The 13,474-nt window shown below is 68.5% G+C and carries 14 protein-coding genes; 6 read left to right on the plus strand and 8 right to left on the minus strand.

Annotation, left to right across the window (positions count from 1 at the left end):
• Nucleotides 1-223: 223 nt before the first annotated feature.
• The 7 genes from pcaB to ACIG5A_RS30650 form a co-directional block, all read right to left on the minus strand.
• The gene (pcaB, locus tag ACIG5A_RS30620) at nucleotides 224-1,576 is read right to left on the minus strand and encodes a 3-carboxy-cis,cis-muconate cycloisomerase (protein WP_397246352.1); all 1,353 of its coding nucleotides are present in this window, start codon (nucleotides 1,574-1,576) and stop codon (nucleotides 224-226) included.
• Nucleotides 1,569-2,108 (minus strand): protocatechuate 3,4-dioxygenase subunit alpha, encoded by a 540-nt coding sequence (pcaG, locus tag ACIG5A_RS30625; protein WP_397246354.1) that lies wholly within the window; start codon nucleotides 2,106-2,108, stop codon nucleotides 1,569-1,571. Before pcaG ends, pcaB begins: the two co-directional genes overlap by 8 nt.
• Complete coding sequence (gene pcaH, locus ACIG5A_RS30630; protein ID WP_397246357.1) at nucleotides 2,101-2,814, minus strand: protocatechuate 3,4-dioxygenase subunit beta; 714 nt, start codon at nucleotides 2,812-2,814, stop codon at nucleotides 2,101-2,103. Before pcaH ends, pcaG begins: the two co-directional genes overlap by 8 nt.
• Entirely contained in the window at nucleotides 2,811-3,989 is a 1,179-nt protein-coding gene (locus ACIG5A_RS30635; RefSeq protein ID WP_397246360.1) for a thiolase family protein, read from the minus strand. The genes pcaH and ACIG5A_RS30635 overlap by 4 nt, the downstream gene beginning before the upstream one ends.
• The gene (locus tag ACIG5A_RS30640) at nucleotides 3,986-4,762 is read right to left on the minus strand and encodes a CoA-transferase subunit beta (protein ID WP_397246362.1); all 777 of its coding nucleotides are present in this window, start codon (nucleotides 4,760-4,762) and stop codon (nucleotides 3,986-3,988) included. The genes ACIG5A_RS30635 and ACIG5A_RS30640 overlap by 4 nt, the downstream gene beginning before the upstream one ends.
• Complete coding sequence (locus tag ACIG5A_RS30645; RefSeq protein ID WP_397246364.1) at nucleotides 4,759-5,571, minus strand: CoA transferase subunit A; 813 nt, start codon at nucleotides 5,569-5,571, stop codon at nucleotides 4,759-4,761. Before ACIG5A_RS30645 ends, ACIG5A_RS30640 begins: the two co-directional genes overlap by 4 nt.
• A gap of 96 nt (nucleotides 5,572-5,667) precedes the next feature.
• Complete coding sequence (locus ACIG5A_RS30650) at nucleotides 5,668-6,078, minus strand: hypothetical protein (protein ID WP_397246367.1); 411 nt, start codon at nucleotides 6,076-6,078, stop codon at nucleotides 5,668-5,670.
• A 180-nt stretch (nucleotides 6,079-6,258) separates the two neighbouring features.
• Between ACIG5A_RS30650 and ACIG5A_RS30655 the strand changes: the two genes are divergently transcribed.
• Complete coding sequence (locus tag ACIG5A_RS30655; RefSeq protein ID WP_397247951.1) at nucleotides 6,259-7,881, plus strand: MFS transporter; 1,623 nt, start codon at nucleotides 6,259-6,261, stop codon at nucleotides 7,879-7,881.
• Between the two features lie 33 nt (nucleotides 7,882-7,914).
• Here the strand turns inward: ACIG5A_RS30655 and ACIG5A_RS30660 are convergent, their stop codons facing one another.
• Complete coding sequence (locus ACIG5A_RS30660; RefSeq protein ID WP_397247953.1) at nucleotides 7,915-8,298, minus strand: potassium channel family protein; 384 nt, start codon at nucleotides 8,296-8,298, stop codon at nucleotides 7,915-7,917.
• Here ACIG5A_RS30660 and ACIG5A_RS30665 point away from each other — a divergent pair.
• The 5 genes from ACIG5A_RS30665 (at nucleotide 8,216) to ACIG5A_RS30685 (ending at nucleotide 13,472) form a co-directional block, all read left to right on the plus strand.
• Nucleotides 8,216-8,509: a hypothetical protein gene (locus ACIG5A_RS30665; RefSeq protein WP_397248027.1), complete on the plus strand. Its 294-nt coding sequence runs from the start codon at nucleotides 8,216-8,218 to the stop codon at nucleotides 8,507-8,509. The two genes, ACIG5A_RS30660 and ACIG5A_RS30665, sit on opposite strands and share 83 nt — an antisense overlap.
• Before the next feature lie 94 nt (nucleotides 8,510-8,603).
• Nucleotides 8,604-9,932: a hypothetical protein gene (locus tag ACIG5A_RS30670; RefSeq protein ID WP_397246369.1), complete on the plus strand. Its 1,329-nt coding sequence runs from the start codon at nucleotides 8,604-8,606 to the stop codon at nucleotides 9,930-9,932.
• 86 nt (nucleotides 9,933-10,018) lie between these two features.
• The gene (locus tag ACIG5A_RS30675; protein WP_397246372.1) at nucleotides 10,019-11,323 is read left to right on the plus strand and encodes a transcriptional regulator; all 1,305 of its coding nucleotides are present in this window, start codon (nucleotides 10,019-10,021) and stop codon (nucleotides 11,321-11,323) included.
• Nucleotides 11,324-11,415: 92 nt separating this feature from the next.
• Nucleotides 11,416-12,939, plus strand: a complete 1,524-nt coding sequence (gene adh / locus ACIG5A_RS30680) for an aldehyde dehydrogenase (protein ID WP_397246374.1) — start codon at nucleotides 11,416-11,418, stop codon at nucleotides 12,937-12,939.
• Nucleotides 12,939-13,472, plus strand: a complete 534-nt coding sequence (locus ACIG5A_RS30685; protein WP_397246377.1) for a DUF779 domain-containing protein — start codon at nucleotides 12,939-12,941, stop codon at nucleotides 13,470-13,472. The genes adh and ACIG5A_RS30685 overlap by 1 nt, the downstream gene beginning before the upstream one ends.
• Nucleotides 13,473-13,474 lie beyond the last annotated feature (2 nt).

Consider the following 13,474-nt stretch of genomic DNA (forward strand, 5'->3'; position numbering starts at 1 on the left):
TCCTCCGGTCGCCGAGCGCCCGGTGGATGAACTCGTCCGAAAGTCGCCGCGCCGATTGTTCGTTCGCTCATGTCCGCGTTCTCCACTCGCTGAGCGCCCGGCCGATGAGCTCGTCCGACCGCCGCCGTGCATATGGTTCGCATGTCCACGACCGTGCCCTCCAGTCGGGGAGTGGTCGGCGAATGAAATCGTCCGAAAGCCGCACCTTCGATTGTTCGCTCGCTCACGACTGCGTCCTCCAGTTGTCGAGCGTCCGGCGGATGAATTCGTCCGTCGACCCCAAATACGTTGTCGGATCCAGCAGTTCGTCGATTCGCCGCCGCTCCAGATACTTGGTGATCACGGGATCGGCGGCCAGCAGATCGGCCAATTCGCCGGTGCCCGCGAGTGCTTCGCGGCAACGGTCGGCGACGGTGTCGGTGGCGGCTTGCCTGCCCACCGCCCCCTCGGACGCGGATACCAGTGCGGTCGCGACATTCTCGGCGAGGAGCAGGCCCGCGGTTTCGTCGAGGTTGGCCCGCATCCTGTGCGTGTCGACGTGCAGCCGTTCCAGGCTGGTGCGCAGCCAATGCACGGCGGATCCCGTGGTACGCAACAACTCCGACAGCGGCCGCCATTCGGCATGCCACGAACCCGCCGCGCGCTGATGTTCGTGCGCGGCCGCGCCGAGTAGCGCGGCGACCAGGCCGGGCGCCTGCCCGGCGGAGCCCGCGGCGAGCACCGCGGCGACCGGATTGCGCTTGTGCGGCATGGTCGACGAACCACCCGATCCGGCGGGACCCCGCTCGCTGAGCTCGCCGATTTCGGTCTGGGCGAGCAGGGTGATGTCGCGGGCGATCTTGGCCACCGCACCGCATGTCTGCCCCGAAACCGCTGCCACCTCGGCGATTCGGCTGCGTTCGGTATGCCACGGCAGCGCCGGTTCGGCGAGGCCGAGCTGCCGCGCGATGCCGCTGAGGACCGGAATTCCCTTGTCGCCCAAGGCGGCGAGTGTGCCCACCGCGCCGCCGAACTGCACCGCGAGGCGATCTCGGCGGATCTCGTCGAGCCGGTCGATCGCGGCGGCGATACCGCTGAGCCAGCCCGCCGCGGTCAGCCCGAAGGTGACCGGCGGCGCCTGCTGGAGCAGACTCCGCCCGGCCATCACTGTGCCCGCGTATGTCTCGGCCGAGCGAGCGAGCAGAACGCCGCACTCACGCAACTCACCGCGCAGCACATCGAAGGCACGCGCCGTCACCAGCATCGCGGCGGTATCGCTGACGTCCTGACTGGTGGCGCCGAGATGGACGTACGCGGCCGCCTCGGCTGGGACACGCGCGGTGAGGGCGCGCACCAGCGGACCCGCCGGATTGCCGATGCCGACGGCCCGCGCGCCGATCTCGGCGATGTCGTAGTCCTCGGCCCGGCAACTGCGCGCGATCAGCTCGGCGGCATCGGCCGGAAGCACCCCGGCCTCGGCAGAGGCCAGCGCGAGCGCACCCTCGAAATCGAGCATCGCTTGGAGCCAGGCGCGGTCGCCGACCTGCTCGGCGACCGGCCCGGCCGCGAGCACGCCGTCGAACAGCCCGTCAGACATCGAAGAACACCGTCTCGGATTCACCTTGCAGGTGCACATCGAAAACATAGCCGTCGGCGACGGGCGCGGCGATCAACGTGCCGCGCCGCTCCGCGGGCACCGCCGCCAGGACCGGATCGGTGCGGTGCAGGTCGGCGTGGTCCGGGAAGTACACCCGGGTGACGACGCGGTGCAGCAGGCCGCGGGCGAAGACCGACATGTCGATGTGCGGTGCTTGGCCGTCATCGGCGCCGGGCAGCACGGTGTGCACGGCGAACCCGCCGGAGCGGGTATCGCAGCGGGCGAACCCGCGGAACCCCGCGCGCACCGGGCGCGGATCGTCGGGATGGTCGAAATGCCCGTCGGGATCGGCCTGCCAGATCTCGACCATGGCGTCATCGATCACCTCGCCCGCGCCGTCGAACACCCTGCCGCGCAACCAGATCGCGCCCTCGGTGCCGACCGGCACGGCGTACGGGCCGTCGTCCCGGATAAGGCCGATGTGCAGATAAGGTCCGACGGTCTGCGACGGCGTGGTCGGCAGACTAGTCATCGTGATCGTCCTCGTCGCTCTCGAAGGGGGTGGCGTCGCGGCCGCGAAGCACGATGTCGAATTCGAAGGCCAGCGCCCGTTCCGGTTGGGTGCGCGCGTAATCGAAGCGGCTGATCAACCGCGGCCTGGCGGCCTCTGGCACCGCGTTGAAGATCGGGTCCTGGAAGAACATCGGATCGTCCGGGAAGTACATCTGCGTGACCAGCCGCTGGGTGAACGCGTGCCCGAACACCGAGAAGTGGATATGCGCTGGGCGCCAGGCATTGTGGTGGTTGCGCCACGGGTAGGCGCCCGGTTTGACGGTGGTGAATTCGTAGCGGCCGTCGCCGTCGGTCACGGCGCGGCCCGCACCGTCGAAGTTCGGGTCGAGCGGGCAATCCCAGCGGTCTCGGTCGTGCCGGTAGCGGCCGCCCGCATTGGCCTGCCAGATCTCGACGAGCGAATGCGGGATGGGTGTGCCGTCGCCGTCGAGCAGGCGGCCGTGCACGACGATGCGCTGGCCCATCGGTTCACCGGGATGCCCGGCGGTCAGGTCGTTGTCCGCGGCGCCGATCAGGTCCTCGCCGAAGACGGGGCCGGTGATCTCGGTGAGCCGGTGCGGCAGCAGTACCAGGGGCTGCCGCGGATGCCGGAGCGCGGTGGATTTGTAGCCGGGGGAATCGAGGGGCGGGTGGGTGTCCGGATCGGGACGGAACGCGGTGCTCATGCTGCCTCCAAAACCACGGCGAGGCCCTGGCCGACGCCGATACACAGTGCGGCGAGCCCCCATCGGCTGCCGCGGCGCCGCATTTCGCGGGCGAGCTGGTTGACGATCCGCGCGCCGGAGGCCCCGAGCGGGTGGCCGAGCGCGATCGCCCCGCCGTTGACATTGACGATCGCCGGATCCAGCTCCGGCCAGTCGGCCAGGCAGGCCAGCGATTGCGCGGCGAACGCTTCGTTCAACTCCACCACATCCAGGTCGGCCCAGCCGATACCGGCCCGCCGCAGCGCGGTCCGCGCGGCCTGAATCGGGCCGATGCCGAACATGCTCGGGTCGACCCCGGCCACGCCGCGGCCCGCGATCCGGGCGAGCGGCCCCTGCCCGAGCCGGTCGGCCAGCGCCTCGTCGCCGAGCAGCAGCGCGGCGGCGCCATCGGTCAGCGGGGAGGCGTTGCCCGCGGTGACCGTGCCGTCCCGCCGGAACGACGGCTTCAGCCCGGCGAGCTTCTCGGTGGTCGTATCCGGCCGCATCGGCTCGTCCCTGGTGAGCTCGGCGCCGGGCGCCGCGACGACGTGGTCGTCGTAGAAGCCGTTCGCCCACGCCGCGGCGGCGAGCCGGTGACTGCGCGCGGCGAACTCGTCCTGTGCGTCGCGGTCGATTCCGTAGGCGCCCGCGAGGATTTCGGTGCTCTCGCCCAGCGAGATGGTCCACTGTTCCGGCATGGCCGGGTTGACCATGCGCCAGCCGAGCGTCGTCGAGTGCAGCGTCTGGTCACCGGCGGGAAAACCCTTGGCGGGCTTGAGCATCACCCATGGCGCGCGGCTCATCGATTCGACCCCGCCCGCGACAACCGTTGCGGCATCGCCGGTTTCGATGAGGCGGGCGGCCTGCATGACCGCGTCCATGCTGGATCCGCACAGCCGGTTCACCGTGGTGCCCGGCACCGAGGTGGGCCAGCCCGCAAGCAGTGCCGCCATCCGCGCGACGTTGCGGTTGTCCTCACCCGCCTGATTGGCGGCGCCGAAGACGACGTCGTCCACCGTCGCCGGATCCAGATTCGTCCGTGCGGCAAGTGATTTCAGTACGTGCGCGCCCAGGTCGTCGGGCCGGAGTCCGCTCAGCGCGCCGCCGTAGCGGCCGAACGTCGTGCGTACGCCGTCGTAGAGGTATGCCGCGGTCACGCCGCCGCCAACGCGCGCAGGGCCGCCAGCTCGGCGGCGGTCGGCGGAGCGGTGACGGTCAGCTCCGCGGCGACCTGCAGATCCCAGCCGGTGGCCGCGCGCACCTGCTCGACGGTGACGCCGGGATGCACTGCGGTGAGGATCAATTCGCCGTTCTCGTCGGGGCGGAGCACGCCGAGGTCGGTGATGATCAGCGTCGGGCCCGCGCCGGGCATGCCCAGCGCCGCCCGTTCCCCCGCACCGCGTCCGTGGCCGAACGAGGTGACGAAATCGACCTGCTCGACGAAGGAACGCCGCGATTGCCGCACCACGACGAACACCTCGCCACAGGACGCCGCGATCTCCGGCGCACCGCCCGCGCCTGGCAGCCTGACCTTCGGGTGCAGGTAGTCGCCGACGACGGTGGTGTTGATATTGCCGAACCGATCCAGTTGTGCGGCACCGAGAAAGCCGATGTCGATGCGGCCGGGCTGCAGCCAGTAGTTGAACACCTCGGGCACGCTGATCACCGCGTCGGCGGTCTCGGCGAGTATCCCGTCGCCGATCGAGGCGGGCAGGCGGTCCGGTTTGGAGCCCAGCGTGCCCGATTCGTAGACGAGGACGAGGCCGGGCGCGTGTGTCGTGCGTGCCAGATTCGCCGCGGTGGACGGCAGCCCGATCCCGACGAAGCAGCGCTTGTCCCCGGTGAGTGCCCGCGCGGCGGCGACGGTCATCACCTCGTCCGAGGTGTATGCCGGATCGGTTGCGGCCGAGGTGGTTTCGGTCGTAGTCATGCGTCGCTCCCGATCGTCGAGGTGCCGGTGTACACGTGTTCGTGCAGCCAGCGGTCGAAAGTGCCGCGGTCGCGGCTGATTTCGTCCCATGCGGCGTAGTAGGCGTTGTCGCGCTCCGAATAGCCCTGTGCGTAGGACGGATGCGCACCGCCGGGCGCCTCGGCGACTGCGGTGATCGCCCAGGCGGGCAAGACGATCGCGCCGGGGACCGGCGTGAGCGTGTCGACGATCTCCTCCACGGTCACCAGGCTGCGCTTCGCGGCGAGCACCGCCTCCTTCTGCACGCCGAGCAGCCCCCACAGCTGCACGTTTCCGGCGCGATCGGCGCGTTGCGCGTGGATGATCGTGACGTCCGGGTTCAGCGCGGGCACCGCGGTGAGGTGTTCGCCGGTGAACGGGCACACGATCGGCTTGATCGTGTCGGTCACCGTCGGCAGATCGGTGCCGACGTAGCCGCGCAGCACCGCGAACGGCAATCCCGACGCGCCAGCGACATAGCGGTTCGCCATGCCCGCGTGGCTGTGCTCCTCGATCAGCAACGGTGCGGGCCACGAGTTCTGGACGGCGTCGCGGAACCGGTGCAGCGAGCCGACGCCGGGGTTGCCACCCCAGGAGAAGACCAGCTTGCGCGCGCACCCGGCGCCGATCAGCTGGTCATAGACGATGTCCGGCGTCATCCGTACCAGCGTCAGATCGCGCCTGCGCTGCCGGATGATCTCCTGCCCGGCCGCCACCGGAATGAGATGGGTGAACCCTTCCAGCGCGACGGTGTCACCGTCGCGCACGAGGTCGGCAACCGCCTCCGCCACCGACGAAATCCTGGCCACAAGCTCTCCCGTGTTCGGATAGTGAACATTTGTGCTCATTATGAACAAGGAGGGGCGGGTGGGTCAACCGTTGATCACTCAGTCCAAGGCTGGGCGCCAGGTGGCCACGGCCCAGATGACGACGATGTTCAGTCCGATGATCAGCATCGACCAGGCCGGGTAGTAGGGCAGCGAGAGAAAGTTCGCGATGATCGACAGCGCCGTGACCACCAGCGCTCCGATGCGTCCCCAGAGCGTCCCGGTCATCAATCCGATCGAACAGATGAACAACAGCAGGCCGAGCACCGTGTGTGTCCAGCCCCAGACTGTCGTGTCGAACCGGTAGAGATATTCGACGCCGACAACATAGATCTGGTCGGCGATGACCGCCGAGATGCCCTGTAAAACGGAAAGCACGCCGACGGTCGCCAGCACGACACCGGCCGCGATCGATGTGCCGGCGGCCACGCCCTGGCGAACCGGATGTTCGGTGTCCGACTGGTGTGTCATGGGTCGTCCCTTCCTGATGCGGTGAGTTCTCCCGAATCTGCCCTCGGCCGTCTGGAGGCACCTCCTCCGTAGCGGATGACGTTGTCGGCCGCGGTCCGCGGGGCCGCCTCGCGCACCGGCGATTTCATCCGCGCCGTGTGAGGACATCGCGGTGCCGAAGCCGCAGGGTCGATTCCGATGATGCGTCACCGCCGATCAAGCCGAAACGGCAGCCGCTCGAGCGCTGTTCGCGTGCTCACCGTGCTCGCCGCCGGGCAATTCCTGATGACGTTGGACAGCACGGTCATGAACGTCTCGATGGCGAGCGTCGCCGCCGATCTCGGCACCACGATCACCGGAATCCAAACCGCCATCACGCTGTACACGCTCGTGATGGCGAGTTCGATGATCACCGGTGGACGGCTCGGCACGCGGCTCGGCCGCCGCCGTGCCTTCACGATCGGGCTGATCGGATACGGCATCGGTTCGCTCACTACCGCGCTCGCGCCGAACCTCGCGGTCCTGCTGCTCGGTTGGTCGCTGTTCGAAGGCCTGGGCGCGGTGTTGATCATGCCGGCGATCGTGGCGCTCGTCGCGGCGAACATCCCCGTCGAACGCCGCACCGGCGCCTATGGATTGATCGCCGCGGCGGGTGCGAGCGCGGTGGCGGTCGGGCCGTTGATCGGTGGCGCCGTCACGACTTTCGCCTCCTGGCGCTATGTCTTTCTCGGCGAGGTCGTCGTGGTGGCGATCATTCTGCTATTGCTGCGCGGCATCCAGGATGTGCCCGCCTCGCGTATCGGGTTCGACCTGCTCGGATCGGTGCTCTCGGTGCTCGGCCTCGGGGCGATGGTCTTCGGCGTGCTACGCGCCGGCGAGTGGGGGTGGGTGCGCGCGAAACCCACAGGGCCCCAGGTACTCGGCCTGTCTCCGGTCATCTGGTTGCTGCTGACCGGGCTCCTCGTGCTCTACGGCCTGCTGCGCTGGGAAGCCCGGCTGACCGCCGCCGGGCGTGAACCGCTGCTCGACGTCGGGTTGCTCCGGAACCGGGAGCTTGCCGGTGGTCTCGGAATGTTCTTCGCGCAGTTCCTCGTTCAGGCCGGGGTCTTCTTCGCGGTGCCGCTGTTCCTTTCGGTGGTCCTCGAACTCAGTGCGCTGGAAACCGGGCTGCGCATTCTGCCGTTGTCGGTCGCGCTGGTGCTCACCGCGATCGGCATTCCGGCCTTACGGCCGCGCGCCGGTCCGCGCCGGACGGTTCGGCTCGGGCTGGCGTCGATGATCGTCGGCATCGTGATCCTGGTCGCGGGCCTCGACCCGGGTGCGGCGGCGAGCGTCGTACTGATCCCGATGGTGTTCCTGGGGTTGGGATTGGGCGCTCTGTCCGCACAGCTCGGCGCGGTTACCAGCGCGGCGGTTCCCGACTCGCGCGGCGCGGAGGTCGGCGGATTGCAGAACACGGCAACCAGTCTCGGCGCGTCGCTCGGCACGGCGCTGATCGGATCGGTGCTCATCTCGACGTTGATCGTCGTGGCGGACAGCGGGATTCAAGGCAATCCCGCCGTGCCCGAATCGGTGCGCACACAGGCGAGCGCGCAACTGGCCGACGGCGTCTCGTTCGTCTCCAGTACGCAGCTACGCGACGGGCTGGCCGCGGCGGGGGTGCCGCAGGACGTGGCGGCCGAGATTGTCCAGATCAACGCCGCGGCCCGGCTCGCCGCGCTGCGTGCCGCGCTGGCGGTGGCCGCGCTGCTGGCGGTCGCGGCGCTGTTCGGCACCTGGCTGCTTCCGCGCCGCGCGGTTGGCGCATCCCGAGGAGAGGAGTGAAATATGAGGCCACACTGGGAATTTCAACGACGATCAGCTCCCGGACCGTCCGGTCGCCGCGCTGTCCGGCCCGCCCAGTTGCGATCGGCGCAGCCGGACCGACGCCGTCAATGCCCGCAGCGCGAATCCGATCAGAATCATGTTGCCGACCATCTGAGCGAGCACTACCGCCCTGGCCGGTTCCGTCCGCGCCGCGATATCGCCGAAGCCGACGGTCGCGAAGATCGTCACGCAGAAGTAGAGCGAATCGAGTTTTGTCATGGGTTCGCTGAAATTGTGCGAATCGGTCACCGACAGTATGTAATACACCGTCGCGTAGCCGGCGGTGTAGCACGTGAATATCGTGATGGCCGCCTCGATTGCCCGCGCGGCCGGATATGCCGTTCGCAGCACCGCGCGGATCTGCCAGACGCACATCCCGCACACCCCGAGCAGTCCGCAGACCAGCAATGTGACCGTGCCGATGTCGCCGATCCGCGTAAACGGCAGCAGAAAGTACGCCAGCAACAGTGCAAAAGTCGTTCCGCCGGTGACAGATACATCGCGCCACAGCCGTTGGCGCCGAATTCGGCCCGCATTGTTTTTCGAGGAGTTGTCGTTCGGCATCGGGTATCCCCTTCGGCCGTAGAACATGCCGCGCGTCGCCTGTCCGAATCGACTGTACTACCGGGCCGGATTACCGGCCATCGCGCCGCTGTGTGGCACGGGGAAATGAGGGCGGCATGACCACGAATGACAACGTGCGGGCACTCATCGCGGAGGAACGTGCGGAACTGGAGCGGTTGCGTGCGGCGGTCGCGGTGCGGCCGCATCGAATCCGGCACACGCTGCGCTGGACCGGTGTGGGAATCGTGCTGGTGCTGATGGGGATCGCGCTGTTCGGGGCGGTGGTCGCCCGTTTCTGCCGCGGCGAAATCCTCGATACCGACCGATATCTGGCGACCGTCGCGCCATTGAGCGCAGAGCCCGCGATACAGGCCGAACTGGCCGACCGGATCACCACCGCGATCACCACCCGCGTCGATGTGGCGCGCCTGACCGCGGATGCGCTCGACCTGCTCGTCGCCGATCTGCCGCAATCGGCCGATCGGCCGCGGATCTCCGCCGCTTTGCACAATGTACCGCCGCTGGTGGCAACCCAGACCGAGGCGCTGATTCGCCGGACAGCCCAATCTTTCGTGGCGAGTGAACAATTCGAAAGGATCTGGATCTCGGCGAATCGGCACGCCCACGAGATCCTGGTCGCTGTCCTCACCGGACGATCAGGAACGGCCGTCGTCGTCGATGATAAAGGCACGGTGAGCATTTCGCTTCAGGCGATCCTGTCCGAGGTGCGCCAGCGGCTCGACGAGCGCGGCATCACCTTCGCCGACCGGGTGCCCGACCTCGACGCGCAATTCGTGCTGTTCCAATCCAGTGAGTTGGTGCGCGCGCAGCATGCCGTGCGCGTGCTCGACCGGTTGTCGGGTGTGCTGCCATGGCTCGCGCTGGCCGCCGCCGCGACGGCGGTCTTGCTGGCGCCCAGGGGATATCGGCTACGGGCGATATCGCTGGCCGGTGCCGCCGCGGTGGTGGCGATGGTGCTCCTGGCGATCGCGCTGGTGATCGGCAGGCAGGTCTATCTCGGCGAGATGCCGCCCGAAGTGCTGTCCCCCGCGGCCGCGGCGGCCGTCATCGATGCGGTCTATCGGCCGCTGCGCGCAGCGCTGCGTGCGGTGGCGGCGGTGGGTTTACTCGCCGTAATGACGGGCTACCTTGCCGGACAGTCGAATTCGGCCCGTGCGGTACGGGAGAGCGCGGCGACCGCGCTCGCGAAGCTGCGTGGGGCACGTGCGGATCGGCCGCCGACGACGATCGAACTCGCCGCCGCCCGCTTTCTGCTGCCGCTGCGATTGGCGGTTCTCATCGCGGCGGTGGTGGCGCTGGTGTGGTGGCGCTATCCGACCGGTCTCGTCGTGCTCGGTATCGCGCTCGCCGCCGGGGTCGCGCTCTCGGTCCTGCAATGCGTGGCACTGCCCGCGAAGAAGGCGTCGCGGGCGCATCGGCCGTAGCGGGCGGGCGGCGAAACCACTGGTCGTTATGGGTGGCGACGTGACCGGCGTTACAGTGGGGTGGGCAGATGGTGAAGGAAAACTGATTGAGCACAGTCGCGCAGGGCAGTCCGTGGGTTGCCGTTCGGCCGGATGACGACGTCAACCAGTTGGCGCGGCGAGTGTCGTTCGCGCACCGGTCCTTTGTCGAGGGTGTGGACCGGTTGCCGACCGTGCGGCCCGGCGGGCTCTCGGTGCGTTCGGTGGTGCTCGATTCCTGGCGGCGCAGCCGCAGCAGCGGCGTCGACCCGGATGGGTTCGGCGGTGCGCTCGAGCTCGACGGCCCTGAGCTGGAACGCTATCGGGCCACGCATCCGACGGCGCTGATCTGGCCCGCGGTGCGCAAACTCCTGGTCGAGGACGCCGCCGACGCCGGCTTGCTCGTCGCGATCAGCGATGCCCGCGGGCGGCTGCTCTGGGTCGACGGCGATCCGAAGGTCAGGGATCGGGCCGTGGGGATGAACTTCGTCGAGGGCGCGGACTGGAGTGAGGATCGCGTCGGCACGAACGCGCCGGGGACCGCGCTCGCGCTCGATCATCACGTGCAGATCTTCGGCGCCGAGCATTTCAGCCGCGCGGTGCACGAATTCAGCTGTACCGCGGCGCCGGTGCACGACCCGCTCAGCGGCCGGATCATCGGCGCCATCGATATCACCGGCGGGCCGCGGGTGGCCGCGCCCGAGGTGCTGTCGCTGATCCGGGCGACGGTGCTCGCCGCGGAATCCGAACTGCGACTGCATCTGCTCGATGCCCCCGCGCCGCTCGACGCGACGACCGCGCGACTACAGGTGCTCGGGCCGGGCCCGACGTTGACGCTGAACGGCGAGCGAATTCGCCTGTCGCAGCGGCACGCCGAGATCCTGCTGCTGCTCGCGGATCATCCCGAGGGGCTCAGCGCCGATCATCTCGCCATGCTGCTCGACGAATCCGAGCTGGATCCGGTGACGGTGCGCGCCGAGCTGTCCCGGGTGCGAAAGATCCTGGGCGCCAACGGTCTCGGCTCGCGGCCCTACCGGTTGCTGATCGAGCTGGATACCGATGTCGCCGAGGTGCGCCGGGCGCTGGCGCGCGGTGACGCGGCGGCCGCGCTGCGCGCCTATCCGGCCGCGGTGCTACCCCGTTCACTCGCGCCGGGGATCGCCGACCTGCGCGCGGAGTTGCGCGGGCGATTGCGCGCGACGCTGCTCGCGGCGGGTGATCGCAGGCTGCTCGCGCGCTGGACCAGCTCCGTGGACGGGCGCGACGATCTCGCGGCGTGGACCGCCTACCTCTCCGCCCTCGATCCGCAGTCCTCGATGTATGCGCAGGTCCAGGCCCAATTGATCTTGATAGACCATAAATTGGGCATCTGACCAGTTTCTTGCAACGCTCATGCAACATGCCCGCTCGTAGTGTTCCGAGTCACACCTGACACGCGAAATGTCAGCACTACGAGGAGCATGCGATGACTGTCTTTGCCCGCCCCGGAACCCCCGATGCCGCCATGTCCTTCCAGCCGCGCTACGAGAACTGGATCGGCGGCGAATGGGTACCGCCCGTCAAGGGCCAGTACTTCGAGAACCCGACGCCGGTCACCGGGCAGCCGTTCTGCGAGGTGGCGCGCGGCACCGCGGAGGACATCGAACTCGCCCTCGACGCCGCGCATGCCGCCGCGCCCGCCTGGGGCAAGACCTCGGTCGCCGAGCGCGCCGTCATTCTCAACAAGATCGCCGACCGGATGCAGGACAACCTCGAGGCCATCGCGCTCGCGGAAACCTGGGACAACGGCAAGCCGATCCGCGAAACCATGGCGGCCGACATCCCGCTGTCGATCGATCACCTGCGGTACTTCGCGGGCGCCATTCGGGCACAGGAGGGTTCGCTGTCGGAGATCGACTCCGACACTGTCGCTTACCATTTCCACGAGCCGCTCGGTGTGGTCGGTCAGATCATCCCGTGGAACTTCCCGATCCTGATGGCCATCTGGAAGCTCGCTCCCGCGCTGGCCGCCGGAAATGCGGTGGTGCTCAAGCCCGCTGAGCAGACACCGGCCTCGATTCTGTACCTGATGAGCCTCATCGGCGATCTGCTGCCGCCGGGTGTGGTCAATATCGTGAACGGTTTCGGTGTCGAGGCGGGCAAGCCGCTGGCGTCGAGCCCGCGCATCAAGAAGATCGCCTTCACCGGTGAGACCACCACCGGCAGGCTGATCATGCAGTACGCCTCGCAGAACCTGATTCCGGTCACGCTGGAGCTCGGCGGCAAGAGCCCGAACATCTTCTTCTCCGATGTGCTCGCCGCGAACGACGAGTACCAGGACAGCGCGCTCGAGGGCTTCACCATGTTCGCGCTCAACCAGGGCGAGGTCTGCACCTGTCCATCGCGCGCGCTCATCCAGGCCGATATCTACGACGAGTTCCTCAGTGCCGCCGTGGTGCGCACCAAGGCTGTGCGGCAAGGGGATCCGCTCGACACCGAGACCATGATCGGCGCGCAGGCCAGCAATGATCAGCTGGAGAAGATCCTGTCCTACATCGAGATCGGCAAGGGCGAGGGCGCGACGCTGCTCACCGGTGGCGAGCGCGCCGACCTCGGCGGCGATCTGTCCGGCGGCTACTACGTGCAGCCGACGGTGTTCGCCGGGAACAACACCATGCGGATCTTCCAGGAGGAGATCTTCGGGCCCGTCGTCTCGGTGACCTCGTTCGCCGACTACGACGACGCCATCAAGATCGCCAACGACACCCTGTACGGGCTCGGCGCAGGCGTGTGGTCGCGCGACGGCTCGGTGGCCTACCGCGCGGGCCGCGATATCCAGGCCGGGCGGGTGTGGACGAACACCTACCATCAGTACCCCGCGCACGCGGCGTTCGGCGGCTACAAGCAGTCCGGCATCGGCAGGGAGAACCACCGCATGATGCTCGACCACTACCAGCAGACCAAGAACCTGCTGGTGAGCTACGCGGGTAAGGCGCAGGGCTTCTTCTGATGCCGGGCACCGCCCCACGGCGGGTGCGTGCCACCGCGGCGGCGATGGACCTGCTCCGTCGCCTCCGCGGGCTGCACGGACCGCTGATGCTGCACCAGTCGGGCGGATGCTGCGACGGGTCCGCCCCGATGTGTTATCCCGCAGGCGAATTCGTGATCGGTGATCGCGATGTGCTGCTCGGATTGCTCGATCTGCGGCTGCGGGCCGATGAGCTACCCGACACCGATCCCGAACCGGAAGACAGTGCGCCGGTATGGATCTCGGGTCCCCAGTTCACCGCGTGGCAGCACACCCAGTTGATCCTCGATGTCGTGCCGGGGCGTGGCTCCGGTTTCAGCCTGGAATCGCCGGAAGGATTCCGATTCCTCAGCCGCGGAAGGGTTTTCGAACCCGGCGAACTCCGCGCGCTGGCCGCCACCGAACCGGTCACCGGTGCGGGCTGGGAGCGCGGCGAACGGCCGTTGCCCGCCGCCGAGCCCCAGGTCGTCGCCGAGGCGGCCGACGCATGCCCGGTCCCCGGCCGGTCCCACTGATT

Source organism: Nocardia sp. NPDC052566, from assembly GCF_044547285.1.
Taxonomy (GTDB): domain Bacteria; phylum Actinomycetota; class Actinomycetes; order Mycobacteriales; family Mycobacteriaceae; genus Nocardia.